21 protein-coding genes are annotated in these 18,129 nt (G+C 64.1%); 1 reads left to right on the top strand and 20 read right to left on the bottom strand.

Annotated features, from left to right (window positions below):
- Positions 1 to 19: 19 nt before the first annotated feature.
- Genes SJY33_RS10380 through SJY33_RS10410 form a run of 7 tightly spaced genes read right to left on the bottom strand, consistent with a single transcriptional unit; the run spans position 20 to position 6,816 of the window.
- Positions 20 to 460 (bottom strand): hypothetical protein, encoded by a 441-nt coding sequence (locus SJY33_RS10380; RefSeq protein ID WP_379922684.1) that lies wholly within the window; start codon positions 458 to 460, stop codon positions 20 to 22.
- Positions 450 to 1,829, bottom strand: coding sequence for a FliI/YscN family ATPase (locus tag SJY33_RS10385; RefSeq protein ID WP_379922685.1), 1,380 nt, complete (start codon positions 1,827 to 1,829; stop codon positions 450 to 452). The genes SJY33_RS10380 and SJY33_RS10385 overlap by 11 nt, the downstream gene beginning before the upstream one ends.
- A complete protein-coding gene (locus SJY33_RS10390; protein WP_379922686.1) occupies positions 1,793 to 2,434 on the bottom strand; it encodes a FliH/SctL family protein in 642 nt (213 codons plus the stop codon). The genes SJY33_RS10385 and SJY33_RS10390 overlap by 37 nt, the downstream gene beginning before the upstream one ends.
- Positions 2,427 to 3,470, bottom strand: a complete 1,044-nt coding sequence (locus SJY33_RS10395) for a flagellar motor switch protein FliG (RefSeq protein ID WP_379922687.1) — start codon at positions 3,468 to 3,470, stop codon at positions 2,427 to 2,429. Before SJY33_RS10395 ends, SJY33_RS10390 begins: the two co-directional genes overlap by 8 nt.
- Positions 3,467 to 5,149, bottom strand: coding sequence for a flagellar basal-body MS-ring/collar protein FliF (gene fliF / locus SJY33_RS10400; protein ID WP_379922688.1), 1,683 nt, complete (start codon positions 5,147 to 5,149; stop codon positions 3,467 to 3,469). Before fliF ends, SJY33_RS10395 begins: the two co-directional genes overlap by 4 nt.
- 3 nt (positions 5,150 to 5,152) lie before the next feature.
- The gene (gene fliE / locus SJY33_RS10405; RefSeq protein WP_379922689.1) at positions 5,153 to 5,515 is read right to left on the bottom strand and encodes a flagellar hook-basal body complex protein FliE; all 363 of its coding nucleotides are present in this window, start codon (positions 5,513 to 5,515) and stop codon (positions 5,153 to 5,155) included.
- Positions 5,512 to 6,816 (bottom strand): sigma-54 interaction domain-containing protein, encoded by a 1,305-nt coding sequence (locus tag SJY33_RS10410; RefSeq protein WP_379922690.1) that lies wholly within the window; start codon positions 6,814 to 6,816, stop codon positions 5,512 to 5,514. The genes fliE and SJY33_RS10410 overlap by 4 nt, the downstream gene beginning before the upstream one ends.
- A 285-nt stretch (positions 6,817 to 7,101) precedes the next feature.
- On the opposite strand from SJY33_RS10410, the gene SJY33_RS10415 reads away from it, so the two are divergent.
- Positions 7,102 to 7,926, top strand: coding sequence for a flagellin (locus SJY33_RS10415; RefSeq protein ID WP_379922691.1), 825 nt, complete (start codon positions 7,102 to 7,104; stop codon positions 7,924 to 7,926).
- Positions 7,927 to 8,080: 154 nt separating this feature from the next.
- Here the strand turns inward: SJY33_RS10415 and SJY33_RS10420 are convergent, their stop codons facing one another.
- The 13 genes from SJY33_RS10420 to SJY33_RS10480 all read right to left on the bottom strand — a co-directional run bounded on the left by SJY33_RS10420 (position 8,081) and on the right by SJY33_RS10480 (position 18,102).
- Positions 8,081 to 8,431 carry a hypothetical protein gene (locus SJY33_RS10420; protein WP_379922692.1) on the bottom strand — a complete coding sequence of 117 codons (351 nt, stop codon included), beginning with the start codon at positions 8,429 to 8,431 and terminating at the stop codon, positions 8,081 to 8,083.
- Entirely contained in the window at positions 8,431 to 8,997 is a 567-nt protein-coding gene (locus tag SJY33_RS10425; RefSeq protein ID WP_379922693.1) for a hypothetical protein, read from the bottom strand. Before SJY33_RS10425 ends, SJY33_RS10420 begins: the two co-directional genes overlap by 1 nt.
- Positions 8,994 to 9,302 (bottom strand): PadR family transcriptional regulator, encoded by a 309-nt coding sequence (locus SJY33_RS10430; protein WP_379922694.1) that lies wholly within the window; start codon positions 9,300 to 9,302, stop codon positions 8,994 to 8,996. The genes SJY33_RS10425 and SJY33_RS10430 overlap by 4 nt, the downstream gene beginning before the upstream one ends.
- Positions 9,303 to 9,465: 163 nt before the next feature.
- On the bottom strand, positions 9,466 to 10,383 hold the full coding sequence (locus SJY33_RS10435) for a flagellar motor protein MotB (protein WP_379922695.1): 918 nt from the start codon (positions 10,381 to 10,383) through the stop codon (positions 9,466 to 9,468).
- Position 10,384: 1 nt separating this feature from the next.
- On the bottom strand, positions 10,385 to 11,248 hold the full coding sequence (motA, locus tag SJY33_RS10440; protein WP_379922696.1) for a flagellar motor stator protein MotA: 864 nt from the start codon (positions 11,246 to 11,248) through the stop codon (positions 10,385 to 10,387).
- Between the two features lie 12 nt (positions 11,249 to 11,260).
- Positions 11,261 to 12,181 (bottom strand): hypothetical protein, encoded by a 921-nt coding sequence (locus tag SJY33_RS10445; protein WP_379922697.1) that lies wholly within the window; start codon positions 12,179 to 12,181, stop codon positions 11,261 to 11,263.
- Between the two features lie 14 nt (positions 12,182 to 12,195).
- Positions 12,196 to 13,536, bottom strand: coding sequence for a flagellar hook-associated protein FlgK (gene flgK / locus SJY33_RS10450; RefSeq protein ID WP_379922698.1), 1,341 nt, complete (start codon positions 13,534 to 13,536; stop codon positions 12,196 to 12,198).
- Positions 13,536 to 13,868, bottom strand: coding sequence for a rod-binding protein (locus SJY33_RS10455; protein WP_379922699.1), 333 nt, complete (start codon positions 13,866 to 13,868; stop codon positions 13,536 to 13,538). Before SJY33_RS10455 ends, flgK begins: the two co-directional genes overlap by 1 nt.
- Positions 13,865 to 14,965 (bottom strand): flagellar basal body P-ring protein FlgI, encoded by a 1,101-nt coding sequence (locus SJY33_RS10460; protein WP_379923570.1) that lies wholly within the window; start codon positions 14,963 to 14,965, stop codon positions 13,865 to 13,867. The genes SJY33_RS10455 and SJY33_RS10460 overlap by 4 nt, the downstream gene beginning before the upstream one ends.
- Positions 14,966 to 14,991: 26 nt before the next feature.
- Positions 14,992 to 15,708, bottom strand: a complete 717-nt coding sequence (locus tag SJY33_RS10465; protein ID WP_379922700.1) for a flagellar basal body L-ring protein FlgH — start codon at positions 15,706 to 15,708, stop codon at positions 14,992 to 14,994.
- A gap of 8 nt (positions 15,709 to 15,716) precedes the next feature.
- A complete protein-coding gene (gene flgG, locus SJY33_RS10470; RefSeq protein WP_379922701.1) occupies positions 15,717 to 16,508 on the bottom strand; it encodes a flagellar basal-body rod protein FlgG in 792 nt (263 codons plus the stop codon).
- Positions 16,509 to 16,526: 18 nt separating this feature from the next.
- Positions 16,527 to 17,285 (bottom strand): flagellar basal body rod protein FlgF, encoded by a 759-nt coding sequence (locus tag SJY33_RS10475; RefSeq protein ID WP_379922702.1) that lies wholly within the window; start codon positions 17,283 to 17,285, stop codon positions 16,527 to 16,529.
- A gap of 4 nt (positions 17,286 to 17,289) precedes the next feature.
- Positions 17,290 to 18,102 carry a flagellar hook-basal body complex protein gene (locus SJY33_RS10480; protein ID WP_379922703.1) on the bottom strand — a complete coding sequence of 271 codons (813 nt, stop codon included), beginning with the start codon at positions 18,100 to 18,102 and terminating at the stop codon, positions 17,290 to 17,292.
- Between the last annotated feature and the right edge of the window lie 27 nt (positions 18,103 to 18,129).

Here is an 18,129-nt window from a genome sequence, read left to right on the forward strand (position 1 = left end):
TTATCCTTGGCAATCGAAGTCAGCTCTCGGCCCGGCTTTGCAACTTGCGTGCCAGCGGCAGTTCACGCGCCGCTTCGCGCTGCGCTTTGGCGGCGGCCAGCGCGGCACGCGCTTCGTCCACGCGTTCGGACAGACGGCGCGCACGGGTTTCGGCGCGGGTGAGGGTTTCGGCCTGCCAGATGCGCTGGCGGGCCGCATCGCGCGCGGCCTCTCCCGCCTGGACCGCGACGTGCGACAGGCCGGCGGTGAAATCGGCGCGTGCGCGCAAGGCTGCACCCGTGGTGTCCCCCAAGCGGGCTCCGCTCGCGTTGACCAGCCCGCGGCTGCGCGCGGCCAGCGCGGCGCTGCGTGCCTCGGTGTCGAGCGCCTCGGCTAGAGCCCGCAGCGCCTGCTTGCGTGCCACATCGGCAATCAGGCTTTGCCGGCGCAGCAGCAACAGGCGCCGCGCTTCACGCTGCATGGCCGCACTCGCTCGCGGCCAACAGCGCGGTCAGTGCCGCGTGACTTGCGCCGAGCGGTTCGGCCGCGCCGCGCGGCTGGGTCAGAAAGGCGTCGATCGGGCCGCTCAACGCCAGCGCTTCATCCAGCAGCGGATCACCCCCAGCGCGGTACGCCCCCATCAAGACCAGATCGCGCCCCGCCTCGCGTGCTGCGATCAGTCCGCGCAGGCGACGTGCGGCATGCAGGATCGGCGGGGCGACCAGATCATCCATCACCCGGCTCAGCGATGCAGGGATGTCGATGGCAGGATAATGCCCGCGCTGCGCCAGTTCGCGCGACAGGACGATGTGCCCATCCAGAATGGCGCGCGCGGTATCAACCACCGGATCATTGGCGTCATCGCCATCGGCCAGAACGGTGTAGACCCCCGTGACCGCGCCGCCTGATCGTGCCGAATTGCCCGCACGTTCAACCAGACGGGTGATCGCCGCCAGCGCCGATGGCGGATAGCCCCGCGCTGCGCCCGGTTCGCCCAGCACCAGCGCCAGTTCGCGCGCGGCATGCGCGACACGGGTCAGACTGTCGAGGATCAGCAGCACCCGTTTGCCCTGCGCCCGGAAATATTCCGCAATCGCGCTGGCATATTGCGCGGCGCGCAGCCGCAGATTGGGGGCATGATCAGCCGGGACAGCCACCACCACGATGCCACCCCGCCGCGCGCCGGCCATGTGGCGATTCACGAAATCGGACACTTCGCGCGCGCGTTCCCCGATCAGGGCGACCACGGTGACATCGGCGACCGCATGGCCCGCGATGGTATCGACCAGCACCGATTTGCCAACGCCCGATCCGGCCATGATGCCAAGTCTCTGGCCCACGCCCATGGTGGCAAGCGCGTTGATCGCGCGCACCCCGCAATCGAACGGAACTTCGACGCTCGCCCGCTCCAGTGCGCCTTCGCGCTTGCCCGCCAGCGGCCAGACCTGCGCCAGATCAAGCCGCGGGCCGCCGTCTATCGGATCGCCTAGCGCATCGACCGCACGGCCCAGCAGCGCCTCGCCCACGCGCACTTCGCCCGCTTGCCCCTGTGCCCGCACGCGTGCCCGCGGGCGCAGCAGCATCGTATCGCCCAGCAGCATCATGAGCGAATGGCCGGCACGAAATCCGATCACTTCGGCCAGACATTCCGCCCCGGCATCGTTTTCGATCAGACCCAGCGATCCGACCGGAAGCGGCAGTCCTTCGACTTCGATCAGCCCGCCGTCACAGGTGACAACGCGTCCGGTCAGCACCGGCCCGTGTGCCACATGCGCACTGCGCATCCGGGCCAGATCCAGTTGCAGTTCGGCAATCATCCCCGCACCGCAGCGGCAATTGCGCGGCGCCATTCGGCAGGCCCATCGCTGACCGAACCATCCGCCCCTTCGATTACCACGCTGCCGCGTTCCAAGGCCGCATCGGGGATCACCTGCCAGCCCGGCAACGCCTCTGCGCCTAGCACGGCGATGTCTTGTGGGTGAAGGTGCAGTGCGAGTTGATCCGTTGCACCGCCGATCCGCCGTGCAGCGGCCTGACACCGCGCCGCCAGCCCTTCACGGTCAATCGCCGCTTCGCCCAGCACCGCATCGCAAAGTGCGACAACGGTGGCGGACAGATCATCGGCGAGCACGCCCAACGCGGCTTCATCCAGCGTGCGAAAAGCCAGTCGCAGCGCGCGTTGGCAGGCAGTTTGCGCCGTATGATGCACATCGGCCTCAGCCTGTCCGGCCGCAACACCATCGGCATAGGCCTGTGCCAGCGCCGCCTCCATGGGATCGACAGCCGCTGCGTCCGGCTCCTGCGCCGGCTCCGGTTCGGGCAGCGGGATGGGCTCTGCCGGGACGGCATAGGCCGCCATTTCGCAAAAGCCTGCATCCGCATCGAGCAGCGTGATCCATTCGGCGCCACTTGCGGCAACTCGGGTTTCAGTGAGCGCACCAAGCCAATCAGACAAAATCGCCCCCACCGTTTCCGATCACGATTTCGCCAGAATCGGCAAGCCCGCGCGCGATCTCCACGATCGCCTTCTGCGCGGCAAGAACCTCGCTCTTGGCAAGGCGGCCGCGCAGATCGATCTCGTCGCGCACGCCGTCGGCAGCGCGGCTCGACATGGCGGCAAAGAAGGGTGCACGATCGGCTTCCTTGAGGCCCTTGAGCGCATCGACCAGCTTTTCGTTGTCGACATCGCGCAGCAGGCGGCCCATCCCCATCGGATCGAGCGCGAACAGCATTTCGAAGGTAAACAGTTCCTCTTCGATCTTTTCGGCCAGCGGGGCATCGCGTTCGGCGATGGCGGGCAGCACCGTGCCACGCACTTCGCCCGCTGCAAGGTTGATAAGGTTCGCCGCATCGCGCGGACCGCCCAGCATCATCGCCGCCGTGCCATAGGTCGCCGAAATGCGCTGGGTCAGCAGGGTATCGATCGTGGCAATCGCAGCGCGCGAGATTGCGCCGCTTTTGGCCACACGTTCAACCACCAGCGATTGCAGCTCGAACGGCAGCATGGCGAGCACTGCGGCTGCAGGTTCGGGTTCGATCAGCAGCAGCAGCGCCGCAATCACCTGCGGATGTTCGTCCAGGATCAGACGCACCAGCACGCCGGGGGCCAGCCATTGCGCCAGTTCCAGACTGCGCGGTGCAGCGTCGGGTTCGATCCTTTGCATCATCGAATCCGCACGCGCCGGGCCAAGCGCCTTGTCGAGCAGGCTGCGCACCCGATCGGTGCGGCCGCGCATCGGCAGAACCTCACGCGAAGCCTCGTCCGCGAAATCGGCAAGCGCTTCGGCCATGTGCGGCTGTTCGATTTCGCGCAGGCCCATCATTGCTGCACCCAGCTTTTCCAGCTCGGCAGGGCTCAGGCGTGCCAGCAGACTGGTCGCCTCGGCATCGTCCAGCAGCATCAGAAATACTGCGGCGCGGTCCACCCGGCTCAATAGCACCGGCGCGGGGGACACAGGGGCCGGATCGGTCAAGGCAGCCTCAACGCTCATGCCGCGCCTGCTTCGCTGGCGGCGGCGGGATCGGGCGCTTCGAGCATCCGTTGCAAGGCTTCGACCGCGCGTTCGGGCTGGCTTGCGGCCAGGCGGCGCGCCAGTTCGACCTGACGTGGCAAGTCGATCAGCGGTGTGCCTGCGTCTTCTGGGGTTGCGGAATGACCGGCGCCCTCCGCTTCGCCATCACCCGACGCCGAAAGTGAGGCGCCATTATCGGCTGCAATCTGGGGCGCAGCCGATACGGCATCGGATTTGCCTTTCAGCTTGCCGATCAGGGGGCGCACCGCAAGCAGCAGCACCAGCAAGACCGCGGTTAACGCGGTACCGTATCGCACCAGCATCGCAAACCACGGCTCTTCGTAGAAGGCGGGCGGTTCCAGATTGGCAGGTTCGAACTTGCTCGCGACCACTTCGACCATATCGCCGCGCTGTGTATTGGCGCCGACGGCCGCGCTGACCAGCGCTTGGACTTGCTGGGCGGTCAGAGGGGCTGCGGCTTTCAGTGCCGCATCGCTGACCGCTACCGCCACCGAAAGCTTGCGCAGCGCGCCCGGCCCTGCAGTGGTCACGGCGACTTCGCGACCCAGTTCATAGGAACGGTCAGTCGCGCTCTCGGTGTCGGTCGATCCGCCTGCCGCAGGCGCGGCGGGATCGGGTGCGCCATCGACCAGTTCAGCCTGCGGGGGCGGGGTGTTGGCGGGCACGCCCGGCACCCCGCCAGCAGGCCCTGCGCCCGTGCGGCTGGAATTGCGTTCGCTTTCGGCGCGGACCACGCCTTCCTTCTCGTAAGTTTCGCGGGCGGTGGTGACTTCGCTTGAATCCAGTTCGACCTGCACCTGCGCGCTGAAATTGCCTTCGCCCAGCAAGGGCAGCAACAGCGCATCCACCTGTTCGCGCAGCTTGGCTTCATGTTCGCGTTGCAGCGCCAGCCCTTCGCCTTGCTGGCTGCGCGGATCGGACAGCAGCCGGCCGTTCTGATCGACCACCCGCACCGCATCGGCGGTCAGCCCGGGCACTGATCCTGCGACGAGATTGACGATAGCGCCCACTTGTTCCTGCGACAGACTGCGCCCGCCTACCAGTCGCACCATGACCGATGCAGACGGCGGATTGTTTTCACGCACGAAAACCGATCGTTCGGGCGTTGCAAGGTGGACGCGGACGCTTTCGATGCCGTCGATTTCCTTGATCGTCAGCATAAGTTCGCGTTCGCGCGCCAGCCGCAGGCGTTCGCCTTCCAATGTGCGCGAAGTGCCCAGCGGCATGGCGTCCAGCATCGCTTCGGCGCCTTCGGGAGCGGCGATCCCGGCATCGCTGGCGACCAGCATCTTGGCACGGTAGACATCGTCTTCGGCAACCGACAGCGCGCCTGTCGAATTGTCGATTCCATAGTCAATTCCGCCAGCCTCCAGCGTTTCAACCACCTTGGCGCGTTCAGCATCGGTGAGGCTGGTGTAAAGCACGCGGTCCGGGCCGGATGATATCGCCATCCACACCATCGCTGCCGCCGCCAGTCCGCCCATACCGGCCAGAGCAGGCAAGGCACGGGCCAGAGCGGGCTGGCTGACAAAATCCGCCACCGGGGGCGGCAGCATCGTGCGCCACCGGGCCGCGGCAGGGACGGGCGCAAGGGCCAGACCGGCGGGGTCGGACGGCACGGGCAGAGTGTCGGCCATTTATCAGCCTCCCATCCGCATGATGTCTTGATACGCGTTGAGCAGCTTGTTGCGGACCTGCAACGTGGCTTCGAACGCGACGCCAGCTTCCTGCCGCGCCAGCATCACCTGCGCAATATCTGTCACCTGCCCGCGTTCATAAGCGACCTGCATCTGCGACGAATGGGCTTGGACCGCGTTGACCTGCTTCAACGCGTTGTTGAGCGTGTCTGCAAAGCCTGCGCCGGGCGCCTGTGCGGGGGCCTGGCTGCTGCCCGCTTCGCTGGCGGCGCGCACATCGCGCAAGGCGGCGCTGCGGGCAAGCACCTGGCTGCGCAGTGCCATCACGTCTTCAATCCCGAAGCTGGCGCGACCCACGGGGTTCATGCAGCGCCTCCGACCGCAAGCATGCCTGCACCGCGCATCGAAGCGAGGCGATAGCGCAGGGTGCGTTCCGAAATGCCCAGACTGCGCGCCGTCGCAGCGCGGTTGCCGCCATGGCGTGCCAGCGTATCAAGGATCGCCCGCGCTTCCGATGCAAAGGCCACATCCGAAAGCGAGCGCGTTGTGGCCAGCCGGGTCAGCGGTGCGGCAGCGCTTTCGGACACCGGTCGCACCGCCGTGTCGAACACGATATGCGCCGGCGTTATGGCATCCGCAGTGCCGGCAAGCAGGATTGCGCGGCGGATCACGTTTTCCAGTTCACGGACATTGCCGGGCCACGCATGGCCTTCCAGCATCGCAAGCGCCGCGCCATCGATCCAGACGGGCTGTCCCGGCGCTCCAGCATGACGCAACAGCATGGCAAAGGTCAGCGGCGCAATATCGCCCGGCCGGTCGCGCAACGCGGGCAGGGAGAGGGGAAAGACGTTCAGCCGATATAACAGGTCTTCGCGGAACCGCCCGGCTTCAACCTCGGCGGCCAGGTGCCGGTTGGTGGCGGCGACCACGCGCACATTGACCGTCAGCGGCCGGGTTGCGCCCAGCGGCAAAACTTCGCCTTCCTGCAATGTGCGCAGCATCTTTGATTGCAGCGCCAGCGGCAGTTCACCGATCTCGTCCAAAAGCAGCGTGCCGCCATCCGCGGCGCGGAACAGGCCCTCGGCAGCTTCGGCCGCCCCGGTGAAGGCGCCCTTCTTGTGTCCGAACAGCAAGGCTTCCAGCATCGCTTCGGGCATGGCGGCGCAGTTAACCGCAACAAAGGGGCCATCGGCGCGGGAAGACAGGCGATGGACAAACCGCGCCAACACTTCCTTGCCGGTGCCGGTCGGCCCTTCGAGAAGAACGGGGATGTCGCTGGCGGCAATCCGTTCGGCAAGCGTCAGCAACGCCAGCGATTGCGGATCGCCTGCAACCGGCCAGCCGCCTTGCGCAGAGGCCGCAATCAATGCGGGGCGCGCCTGGGCCAGCGCAGCCGGATCATAGGCCAGCGCAATCCGGTTCGCCCCCAGCGTAGTCAGTGAAGGGGATTTTGCATGATGCAGGCCAATCGCGATCTTGCCGCCCCGCGCGATTGCCGCGGCCATGGGGGGGCTCAGTCCGTCACCCAGCACGATACGGTCCCGCTGCCAGCGCCCGCCCATCAACGGCACGGTCATATTGACCAGTAGATCATGCGCATCGGTGCCGTGGCCCCTTTGCGGAGCCATTGCCGTATCGCCGCGCATCATGCTGATCGCCGGTTCCATTGTGATTGCCCCTGTGCAGTCGACGCCTGATTTGGTGTCGGCAAAGCTCTGCCGCATACAGGCTGCACAATAGGCAAATTTAAGTCCCCGTAGCTTCCCCTAGGCAGCTTGCGGCAAACCTAGAGGTTGTCTGGCCTCGCCCCACTGCCTACCCTGGCAGGTGCGCGGCAAGACCTTGTTTAACCGACCGAAATTTTTCGGCTTAAACAATCTTCCGAACGGCCGCTCTAAGGGCCAGCAGCGACGGGCCAGTTCGTCCTGCCTGACCATTCGGGAGTTTCGACAATGAACGTTATCAACAGCAACACCTCGGCCCTGCGGGCGTCCAACGCCAGCGTTCAGGCCGGCAAGATGCTCGGCACTGCAATGGAGCGCCTGTCTTCGGGTAAGCGCATCAACTCGGCCAAGGACGACGCCGCTGGCCTCGCCATCGCCAGCTCGATGACCTCGCAAATCCGCGGGATGAACCAGGGGATTCGCAACGCCAATGACGGCATTTCGATGGCTCAGACCGCTGAAGGCGCGCTGGACGAAGTCAGCAACATGATGCAGCGCGTCCGCGAACTGGCGGTTCAGGCCACCAGCGGGACCTATTCTGGCGCAGACAAGACCAACATCCAGGCAGAAGCCACGCAGCTTACGCAGCAGATCACCAATGTTCTGACCAACACCGAATTCAACGGCAGCAAACTGTTCGACGGCTCGGCGGGTGCTACGGGTGTCGTGACCATTCAGGCAGGTGCGGAAGCTGCCGACACGGTAACGCTGACTTTCGGCAACCTTCTGACCGATACTGACATCACCGGCGTCACCGGCGTTGACCTGACTTCCGCCACCAATACGGTGCTCAATACGATCGACTCCGGCATTTCGAAAGTGAACACCACCCGCGCAACGTTGGGTGCGTCGCAAAACCGGCTTGAATCGGCTGTTAAGAACTTGGCCAACAACGCAATCAACCTGTCGGATGCGCGTTCGCGGATCGAAGATACCGACTATTCGTCCGAAACTACCGCGCTCGCCAAGGCGCAGATCCTTGGTCAGGCGTCCACCGCGATGCTCGCCCAGGCCAACCAGTCGCAGCAGAACGTGCTGTCGCTGCTCCGTTAAGTCCGCAAAGCTCCCTTCCCGCTCTTCCCCTGAGCGCGGGCCTAAAGCCCGGAGCCGCAAGGTTCCGGGCTTTTTTGCCATCGCGGCACGTCACAACTCAGCAGCTGGCAGCGGGTAGCCCGCCTGCATCGCGCGCTATATCAACACACGAATATCACGCCGCATTGGCCGCCACTTTGCGCAAAGGCAGCGTTGCCACGGCAAGGCTGAAAAACAGCGCGCCGCCGATGATGACCTGCGGTTCGGGAAGAACAAGCCAAGCCGCCGCGAAAAATCCGCCCATCGCAAGGTTGATGACTGTCAACGCGGCGCGGCGGCGCAGATCACTGGCGTGAAACCCGATGAGATTCGCACCAGCGGCAGCGATGATCGCCAGCCCCGACCCGGCAAACCACAGGGCGTCAATCGTCCAGGTCGCAAAGGCGAGCGGCGTCAGCGCGACATGCATGAAGCCCAGCAGCCCGGCCGCAAGGGCCAAAGCCGCAACAAGACGTGGGCCGCGCATCAGACAAACTTCCGCTGATGCCGGATCAACCGGTCAGCCACCATCGCCATCATCACCGCAGCCATCAGGATCGCCAGATCCTCAACAATCAGCGCGACATAAAGATCGGACACGGGAGCAGAGGCCGCCCCCAGCCTGATCGTTACAGCGGCAACAGCCAGCAGCGCCATGAACGGCGCAGCCAAGGCGATTGTCGCACGGTGTCCGAACCTGACCGTAGCAAATGCGCCCACCACAAAAACGAACGCCATCAGATAGGCGAACCCTTCAAGCCCGGATGCCGCAGTAACCGACATGCGCCCGGCAAAACGGATATTCATCGCAGCCCAGCCCATCGCAGCCATTACCAGGATGCTGCGCGCGGCCGACTGCACAAATAGCGGCGAAAACAGCCGTTCCCTGACAGCCGCGACGACGCAGCCCGCGGCAAAGGATGTTCGTTGCAGGTCGGGCACATGATGAATTTCAGCCGCCATGGCTTCGAACCAGATCTTGCGGTCTGACGGGGCCAGTTTGATTGCCAGCGCAATCAACCCCCGCGCTCGTGATTTTCGCCGCAAGGTCATACTGCCAATCCCTTCATGTTCTGGCGCGTCAACGCATCACCGGGCGCAAGGTTGCGCGCAAGCGCCAGCCCCGATGGGGTCAGCCGATAGGCGTGGCGAGGTGGGCGTCCCTCATGCGGGGACGGCGTCCATCGCGCTTCGAGATTGCCCTGATCGCACAGCCGGATCAGCATCGGATAAAGCGTTCCCGAAGCGATGCCGGTGCGTTCCATCAGATCATAACCATAATGCCACGCGCTCGGCTGTTCGAGCAGCGCGGCCAGCGCAATGCGGGTCTGTCTGGAGATGTTGGAGCGTCTGACCATTGCTTGCGTCTACATATGTAGAGTTTATAGTGCAAGCGCTTTGATTCCGGTCGCGGCGGGCGCTTTTTTCAACGAATGACAAAGGGACCGCCGGACGCGTTGCGCGTTTATTTGCGTGACGCTGTGCCGGACGTAGGCACCGGGATACTGTCGCAGCTTCCGATCAGCGGAGCGCAGATGGTTCCGATGTTGCGGTAGCTGCTGCGGCGGCAGCCAGTCCTGCGGTGCCGCGACCTTCAAGCAGCAACATGGAAATCCGGCGATTGCGCGGGTCTGCGGGGTTGTCTGTCACCAGCGGCTCGGTTTCCGCGACGCCTTCGATGCGGGCGAATCGTTTTTGTGCGACACCTCCCAGCACCAGTGCCTGCCGGGTGGCTTCGGCCCGGCCGGTGGAAAGTGACCAGTTGTTGGCTTTGACGCCGCCGCGCCATGGCAGCGAATCGGTATGACCGCGCAGGATCAGAGGGGCGCTTTCATCCTTGAGCGTTTCAGCCATCACTTCCAGCAGGCCGCGCGCTTCGCGGGTCAGGATCGTGGTGCCGAGTTCGAACATCGAAAAATCGGCATTGTCCATCAGGTCGATGCGAATACCTTCGGGCGCGCGCATTACGCGCACCTGGCGCGCCAGATGGCGAAGCTGGCGCCGCTGGACGAGCTTGCGTTCGATCTTGTCCTGCAGTTCCTTGAGCTTCTTGGCCTCCATTTCACCGCGTCCGCCGCCTTCGCTGGGGCCACCGGTCAGCCCGCGCGGAATGGTGATCGACCGTGAGCCGGTCTGCCCTTTTGCGTTGGGGAACTTGTCGGGATCGGTCAGCGATGATCCTCCCAGCATCCCATCGGCCCCGGCTGTTTCCTGCCGCATCTTGACCAAGGTGGGCGCAAAATAATCCGCGATTCCCTTTCGTTGCTTTTCCTCGGTTGCGCCCAGCAGCCACAAAAGCAGGAAAAACGCCATCATCGCGGTGACAAAGTCGGCATAGGCGACTTTCCATGCCCCGCCATGATGACCGCCCTCGACGATCGTAACCTTCTTGACGATAATTGGCGCAGGTATCGCCAGTTTGGCATCGGCATCGGCCACGTCAGCGGCCCCGCATCATATCGAGCAGGTCGGTCAGTTTCGGGCGATGCGCGGGCGGCAGGCCCGATCGTGCCGCTTCCAGTACCAGAGGCTGCGGATAACCATGCAGACTGGCGATGATGACCTGCTTGATCGAATGGAAGATCTGTTGGTCGTGGGTATTGATCTGTTTCAGCCGGGTGCCAAGCGGCCCGGCAAAGCCATAGGCCAGCAACACGCCCAGAAACGTCCCCACCAGCGCAGAACCGATCATCTTGCCCAGAATTTCCGGCGGTTCGTTGATGGCGCCCATCGTCTTGATGATGCCGAGCACCGCCGCCACGATCCCCAATGCGGGCAGCGCGTCAGCCAGCGACTGGATCATGTGTGCCGGCTCGTCCATTTCATGCAGCTGGGTCTTGATCGCATTGTCGATCACGTCTTCGACCGCATGGGTATCCAGCGTACCTGATGACACAACCATCAAGGTCAGGGGATCGCACACCATCGCAGTGATGACCGGATCGGCCTGAAGCCGTGGGTATTCGGAAAAAATGGTGGAGCTGGCAGGTTCGGTCACGTGGCTTTCCAACGCAACCGCGCCTTCCGATCGAAGAAGCTTCATCAGCTTGGACGTCAATGCGATCGCATCGATGTGGTCTTCATCTGTGTACCGCGGGCCCTTGAAGATCTTGCCCATTCCCGCGCCGAGCAATTTGATCTCGTGCATCGAATTGCCGATCAGCGTCGCGCCCACGGCCGCGCCCCCGATCATCATGAATTCAAGCGGCAGTGCCGCCAATACGGGGCCCATGGCGCCCCCGGCGAGCATGAAGCCGCCGAACACCATGATCAGCAGAACAACGATACCAATTGCAACAAACACCGGACAAACTCCCTAGCGCAGCGCGTCAAACAGCGTCAGCGCGCTGACACGGGCGAAGGCGGACTGGCTGGCTTCCAGTGCGGTCAATGATTGCTGCAGACGTGCGATGGCGTCGGCAATATCGGTATCGCTGACCCGGCTGCGGCGATCGGCGAGCGCGATCTTGCGATCGGCCTGTTGGGCTTCGACCTGTTCAACCCACGCCATGCGCGTGCCCAAAATCGTGGTGGCCCGGTTGGTGGTATCGAGCGCGGCATCAATTCCCTCGATGGCAGCATTGGCCGCAGCAACCGGATCAGGCGCGCCGCCTTGCAACGCCCCCACCAATCCGCCCAGGACAGCAAAAGCGCTGCTGGGCGTGCCGCCCAGATCGAACTCGAACACCTCGTTACCCGGCAAGCCCCGTTCGATCGCGGTGCCCGGTGCCACCGGCACTGCGCCGCTTTGCAGCGTCCCTGTGTAGGTGACATTGCCCAGCGCATCGCGGGTAAAGGCAACGCCCGATGCCTGCCCCGCAAACAAGGGTTCACCCGTCAGCGACGTGCCATTGGCGCGATTGAAAAGTTCTTCCTGCAACTGTCCAAGTTCAAAGGCGATCGCCTGCCGGCCATCGGCCCCGGTGGGCGTGTTGGCCGCCTGCAAGGCAAGTTCGCGGGCCCGTTGCAGCAAGGTTGTCACGGCTTCGATCTCGGTCGCTGCAGCGCCAAGATCCTGGCCGAGCCGCGCGGCGTTGTCGGTTTCGACGCTGTTGAGCGCTTCTCGCCGGGCAACACTGCGTATTTGCGCCGCCGCGGCCGGATCTTGCGATCCGCGCTCGATCTTGCGACCGGTTGCGATCTGCGCGCGCGTGCGTTCGATCCCTTCGCGCAAATCATTCATCTGAGCGAGCGAACGATTGAAGAACGACCCGGTCGAATTGGTGACGGAACTCATGAGGTTGCGTTTCCTTATCTGAGGCCGAGGATCGTATCGAACATTTCGGCGGCGACCTGGATAACGCGGCCGTTCGCTTCGAAGGACTGCTGCAGACGCACCAGATTGGCCGCTTCGCTATCCAGATCGACCCCGGTTTCCCGGAGCAATTCGGCTTCGGCGCTCGCCGCCACCACCGCGAGCCCATCGGTGCGGGTTTCCAGTGCGGACACCCGGCTCGACAGGCGCAGCAACATGCCGTCGGCGCCCGATGATGGGCCGCCGGGTGCAGCCAGACTCGCGATCAGCGCAGCAAGGTTGCCCGTGTCTCGGCTTCCTGCAGGCTCACCGGCGGGCGCGGTTGCCAGGCCTTCGGCAGAGGCGAGCACGACATCGATATTGCCGGCCCCGGTGCCGCTGAACAGGGCCTGGCCCGGGGTGCCATCGGCCCCGACGCCATTGGCCTGCGCAGTGTTGGACAGCGTGATGGCTGACACGGCCAGCGCATCGAGTTCAAGTTGCACCCCTGCCATTTCGGCAAGCGCGCTTGCCCGCCCGGTCATGGCGCCGCCCGAAGGTACAAAGCCGGTTCCCCCAACGGAAAAACTCGCCGTTCCATCGGGGTCAAAGGTTACAGCGACATTTTGCGCGGTGGCACCGGTCACAAGCATGACGGGCGGGGTTCCGGTAAGGCTGACATCGGCAGAGCCATCGGCGTTGATAGTCGGCTGGATACCGAACTCCTCGGACAGACCCCGCAAGGCCTTGTCGCGCGCATCCAGCAATGCGGCGCGTCCCGCGGTGCCTTCCCGCGCGCCAGCCAGGTCCGCATTGATTGCGGCAAGTTCGTTAGCGAGTTCGTTTACCGTCAACGTTTCGGCGGTGACTTCCGCCTGCACCAGCGATCGCGCGTTGCCCAGTGTACCATTGGCGATCCGGAAATTGCCTGCCATCTTGCGCGCCGCTTCTACAGCAGACAACCGCAAAGCTGGCTCCAGCGGATTGCTCTGCAGACGGGTCAATGCCGCTTCAAAATCGACGATGCCGGTGAACACACCCGACGTTTCCACGGCACTTTCCGCTTCGCGCAGGCTCTGGAATTCCGCTTCTGCCGCGGCCAGCGCCGACGATGCATCGCGCGCCTGCCGCTGAACCAACGCACTTTCCGCCCGTTCGACCACCCCCGGGCGCACACCGCCCAGCGAATCCTGCGCGTTGGTGCCGATCGACCCGGTCATCACCAGCTCGCCCTGCGTCAGATTTCGGCGCGAATAATCGGGGTTGGCGGCGTTTGCGATGTTTTGTGCTGTCAGTTCAAGACTGCGCCTGCTTGCGGTCAGGCCGGAACGGGCAATGGTAAAGATCGCGGTCGGCATCAGCTATCCCCTTGAACAGCATCAGTAGCGGGCAGGTATTGCGCAAGCTGTGCTTCGATACTGCGGGCAAACCCGAAGGCGCCCGACTGCGCGGCGATATCGGCGAAGTGTTCGTCGCGCATGGTCTGGAACTGCTGCATCCCCCCGCCCGTCAGCGGGGTTTCTTCGGCAAAGCTGGCCGCGCGTGCACTGGCGAGCATCTTGCGCACCATGATGGCCTCGAATCCTTCGGCCGCCTCACGCAGCGCGGCACGCTCAGAGCCTAGAGCAGGCTTGGAGCGTACCGCGCTGCCGGGCAGGGGCATGCCCGAGGGGGAGAGCGGCCCTGTCACAGGACCACCATTTCGGCTTGCAGGCTTCCCGCCTGCTTGAGGCTTTCCAGGATCACGACCAGATCCGATGCGCCCACACCCAGCAGGTTCAGCGCATCGACGATTTCGGTCAGCGAAGCGGCGGCAGGCATGTAGGCGACCCGGTTGCTGGTTTCTTCAACCGTGATGTCGGTGGCTTCTTCTTGCGCGGTCTGGCCGTTTGCGAAAGGGGCGGGCTGGATGATCGCTGGGTTTTCATCGATGCGGATGACCAGCTTGCCATGGCTGACCGCAGCAGGGGCAAGGCGTACGGCATCGTTGATGACCACCGTACCCGTGCGCGAATTGACGATCACCCGCGCCGCGACAGGAGCAGGGGTCACGGCGAGCATTTCAATTTCTGCCATCAGGCCCGATCGCAGATCATTGCCTTGTGGCAGAGCCAGTTCGATGCTGACCCCGTCAGCGATGCTGGCAATGCCGGGATAGCGACCATTGATCGCATCGCGCACCCGTGCAGCGGTAAGGAAATCGGCCTTGTGCAGGTTGAAACGCAGCGTCGGCGACAGGTCGAACCCGGTGGCGACTGCGCGTTCGACGCTCGCCCCGTCGGCAATGCGGCCAACGGTGGCGACATTGACGCTGACCTGCGATCCATCGCGCCCGGTCACGCCCAGACCGCCAACCGCGACGTTGCCTTGCGCCATCGCGTAGATCTGCCCGTCCGCGCCATACAGCGGGGTCAGGATCAGCGCTCCGCCGCGCAAGGACAAGGCCTGGCCCAGTGTGGATACGGTAATATCGATCCGCTGGCCCGGTTTGGCAAAGGGCGGCAGTTCGGCAGTCACGATCACGGCGGCGGCATTGCGCAGGATCGGCGAGACACCCGGTGGCAGCTGCAATCCCAACCGGCCGGACACGCCGCGCATCGCTTCAGTCACGTATTGCAGGTTGTTATCGCCCGTACCCTGCAGACCCACCACCACGCCATATCCGGTGAGCTGGTTGGCGCGCAGCCCTTCAAATTGGCCAAGATCGCGGATGCGTTCGGCATGGGCGGGCGCGGGCACTTGTCCTGCCACCATGGCGATCAGCAGATACAGGATCGGCGCAAGCATGTGGATGCGGTTCATCGCAAGGCCCTTCAGAACGGTGAGACAAGATTGAAGAAGCGGCTGAGCCAGCCCGGTCGGCTTGCCTGCTGCACTGCGCCCTTGCCCGAATAGATGATCCGTGCATTCGCCACGAGCGAGGAGGCAAGGCGGTTGTCGCTATCGATATCGATCAGCCGGATCCGACCGGCAAACTGCACCCATTCGTCTCCCTGGCTGAACATCATCTGCTTTTCTCCGACCACTTCGGCGGTGCCGTTGGGATAGATTGCGGCAATGGTCACTGCGACCGCACCGTTCAGGCGGCTTTGCTGCGCGGCATTGCCTCCCCCAGTGAACGACCCTTCGGCCGCAGCTTTAAGAGCATCAGGGTTGAGGAAATCGAGCGGGCCCGAAGAAGGCGGGGTGATGCCAAAGCTTCCTTCGCGCGCGGTGCGCCCCGATGTGCTTTTGGTCGTGGTGGTGGCTTCTGTCAGGATGATCGTCACCATATCGCCCAGACTGCGCGCACGTGTGCCTGTGACCAGCGCCGCATAGCCGTTGCCCGCCTGGAAAATCGCACCGCTGTTGTGGGCCTGTGCAATTGGCGGCACCGCTGCGACAAGCAGTGGGTCGCCCGCGCTGGCAGACACCATCGCAGCCCCCGGCGGCGGCGGCGCGGTGAAGCCTGCCTGCGGCCCCTTGCCGCCCAAACCGCCACAGGCCGCCAGCAGCAAAGACCCGGCAAGGATGATAACGCGACCTTGCATGCCCGTCCTCACAACGTCTGGTTGGCGTTGCGCAGCATCTCGTCGACCGCGCTCACCATCTTGGAATTGATTTCATAGGCGCGCTGCGCCTCGATCATTTCGACGAGTTCTTCGACCACGTTGACGTTCGATTGTTCCAGCATTCCCTGCCGGATCTGCCCGCGCCCATTTTCTCCCGCGAAGCCGAGCTCGGCAGGGCCGGACGCTGCGGTTTCGACCAGGAAGTTGTCGCCAATCGCGCGCAGCCCTGCCGGATTGACGAAGCTGGCAATCGTAAGCTGGCCCAGCAGTGTCGGCTCGGCGTTCCCAGGTGTCAGCGCGCTGACTGTGCCATCCGGGGCGATGCTGATGGTCTGCGCGCCCGCCGGCACCTGAAGCGGTGGCTGCAAGGCATATCCCTGCGCGGTGATCAGCGTGCCATCATTGGACAGCGAAAAATTGCCCGCGCGGGTAAACCCGATCTGACCGCCCGGCGGCAGTTCCACCTGAAAGAACCCATCGCCGTCCAGCGCCAGATCCATCGGATTGCCTGTGCTGCTGAGCGTTCCTTGCGTGGAAATCCGGCTGGTGCCCTGCACCTGCACGCCGGTTCCCAGATTCAGACCAACCGCAAAGGCCGTCTGCCCGGTTGAAGCTTGGCCCGCGACGCGTTGTTCCTGATAGGCCAGCGTGGCGAAGTCCGCACGGTCACGCTTGAAACCGGTGGTGCCGATATTGGCAAGATTGTTGGCGATGACGCGCATCCGCGCATCCTGAGCTTCAAGCCCGGTGCGGGCGACGTGAAGGGCAGATGTGGGCATCTTTCATATCTCCGTGGATTAACGCAGCGCCATCAGACCGCTGCCAGCCTCATCAAGCGTGCCGGCGGTGGCGATGATCTTGGCGCGCTGTTCAAAGGCGCGCTGTGCTTCGATCATCTGCACCAGCGTATCGGCGGTCTCGACATTCGACATTTCGAGCGCGCCCGGGGTGAGGCGCGCAGTGGGATCGGGCGGGAGGACACCCGTGCCGCCGTTCTGGGTCGGCACTTTCAGAAATCCGTCAATTCCCTTGGCCAGCGGACTGCCTTCGGGATTGACCAGGCGAATGCGGTCGATGGCTTCGGCGGCCGCATTGGGGGCGGCAGGGTCGCTGGCCAGCACCGTGCCGTCAGCCGAAAGGCTGACCGCGAAGCCGGGTGGTACAGTGATGGGCGTTCCGCCCTCCCCCAGCACGGCCAGCCCTTCGCCGTTCTCGATCACCCCCGATGCCGCCACACGAAGATCGCCGCGGCGGGAGTAGATTTCGCCTTGTCGGTCGGGGGACTGGTACGCAATCAGCGCCTTGCCTTCCAGCGCCACATCCAGCGGGTTGCCAGTTGGCACCACGCGGGCGGCACGCATGTCCGCGCCGCGGACATTGCCACGCGCCATGGCCCGCGCTTCCAGCGAACCATCCTTCAATGTTGCGGGCGTCACCGCGAAGATTTCCTGACGAAAGCCCGGCGTGCTGGCGTTGGCAAGGTTGTTCGCCACCACCCGCTGCCGGTCCATCGCCGCGTTCATCGCGGTCAGCGCCGTGTAGATCAGCCGGTCCATCGATTTACGAACGCAGGTTCAGCACGGTCTGCGAAATCTGCGTCGCGGTGTCGATCGCCCGGGCGTTGGCCTGATAGTTGCGCTGCGCTGTCAGCAAGGCGACCATCTCTTCAGCCAGATCGACATTTGATCGTTCCAACGCGCCACTGATCATCTCACCATAGCTGCCGATGCCCGGATTGCCGAACACCGCTGCACCCGAATCCCCTGTCGCCTGCCATTTGGTCTGACCGATGGAACGCAGGCCGCCCGGCGCGGGGAAGGTCGCCAGTGCCACCTGACCGACAGGTTCGGTGCTGCCATCAGCATAGGCCGCCACCACGGTTCCGCGCACGTCGATGGTGACATTGGCCAGGCTGGAGCCGGCACCGTTGGCAATCGGAACATTGACATCGGCGGGGACGGCTGATGTCGGGTTCCCGGCCGCATCGACCGGATAGGCCTGCAGGCGATTGCCCCAGGAATCTTCCAGTTCTCCCAAAGCGGTCAGGCGAAAATTGCCGTTGCGCGAAAAGGTGACGTCGCCGGAAAACGGATTCGACAGCGCAAAGAAGCCGTCCCCGTCGATGGCCAGGTCAAGGCTGCGACCGGTCTGTTCAAGTGGGCCGAGCACGAAATCCTGCGTGATCCCGGCCACGGTCGCGCCGATGCCGGGGCTGCGCCGCGGATCGGTAGCCGAACCGGTGGCGACCAGATCGGCAAATTGCGCCGAGCTTTTCTTGAAGCCCACGGTTTCGGCATTGGCGATATTGTTGGCAATAACGCGCAAATCGGTTTCGGCGTTTCGCAGGCCGGACAACGAAGTGAAAAACGACATGTCGGATGATCCTCTTGCAGTAGGGAA

Origin of the sequence: Erythrobacter sp. R86502, from assembly GCF_042466465.1 — a bacterium.
Taxonomy (GTDB): domain Bacteria; phylum Pseudomonadota; class Alphaproteobacteria; order Sphingomonadales; family Sphingomonadaceae; genus Erythrobacter.

What these genes read in the sequence shown, in the direction of transcription:
- SJY33_RS10465 (WP_379922700.1), bottom strand. Translation starts at nt 15,708, where the DNA reads ATGCAAGGTCGCGTTATCATCCTTGCCGGGTCTTTGCTGCTGGCGGCC.
- SJY33_RS10415 (WP_379922691.1), top strand. Translation starts at nt 7,102, where the DNA reads ATGAACGTTATCAACAGCAACACCTCGGCCCTGCGGGCGTCCAACGCC.
- SJY33_RS10445 (WP_379922697.1), bottom strand. Translation starts at nt 12,181, where the DNA reads ATGAGTTCCGTCACCAATTCGACCGGGTCGTTCTTCAATCGTTCGCTC.
- flgG (WP_379922701.1), bottom strand. Translation starts at nt 16,508, where the DNA reads ATGCCCACATCTGCCCTTCACGTCGCCCGCACCGGGCTTGAAGCTCAG.
- SJY33_RS10460 (WP_379923570.1), bottom strand. Translation starts at nt 14,965, where the DNA reads ATGCTTGCGCCGATCCTGTATCTGCTGATCGCCATGGTGGCAGGACAA.
- SJY33_RS10420 (WP_379922692.1), bottom strand. Translation starts at nt 8,431, where the DNA reads ATGCGCGGCCCACGTCTTGTTGCGGCTTTGGCCCTTGCGGCCGGGCTG.
- SJY33_RS10395 (WP_379922687.1), bottom strand. Translation starts at nt 3,470, where the DNA reads ATGAGCGTTGAGGCTGCCTTGACCGATCCGGCCCCTGTGTCCCCCGCG.
- fliE (WP_379922689.1), bottom strand. Translation starts at nt 5,515, where the DNA reads ATGAACCCCGTGGGTCGCGCCAGCTTCGGGATTGAAGACGTGATGGCA.
- SJY33_RS10380 (WP_379922684.1), bottom strand. Translation starts at nt 460, where the DNA reads ATGCAGCGTGAAGCGCGGCGCCTGTTGCTGCTGCGCCGGCAAAGCCTG.
- flgK (WP_379922698.1), bottom strand. Translation starts at nt 13,536, where the DNA reads ATGCCGACCGCGATCTTTACCATTGCCCGTTCCGGCCTGACCGCAAGC.
- SJY33_RS10430 (WP_379922694.1), bottom strand. Translation starts at nt 9,302, where the DNA reads ATGGTCAGACGCTCCAACATCTCCAGACAGACCCGCATTGCGCTGGCC.
- SJY33_RS10385 (WP_379922685.1), bottom strand. Translation starts at nt 1,829, where the DNA reads ATGGCGCCGCGCAATTGCCGCTGCGGTGCGGGGATGATTGCCGAACTG.
- SJY33_RS10425 (WP_379922693.1), bottom strand. Translation starts at nt 8,997, where the DNA reads ATGACCTTGCGGCGAAAATCACGAGCGCGGGGGTTGATTGCGCTGGCA.
- fliF (WP_379922688.1), bottom strand. Translation starts at nt 5,149, where the DNA reads ATGGCCGACACTCTGCCCGTGCCGTCCGACCCCGCCGGTCTGGCCCTT.
- SJY33_RS10475 (WP_379922702.1), bottom strand. Translation starts at nt 17,285, where the DNA reads ATGGACCGGCTGATCTACACGGCGCTGACCGCGATGAACGCGGCGATG.
- SJY33_RS10410 (WP_379922690.1), bottom strand. Translation starts at nt 6,816, where the DNA reads ATGGAACCGGCGATCAGCATGATGCGCGGCGATACGGCAATGGCTCCG.
- SJY33_RS10480 (WP_379922703.1), bottom strand. Translation starts at nt 18,102, where the DNA reads ATGTCGTTTTTCACTTCGTTGTCCGGCCTGCGAAACGCCGAAACCGAT.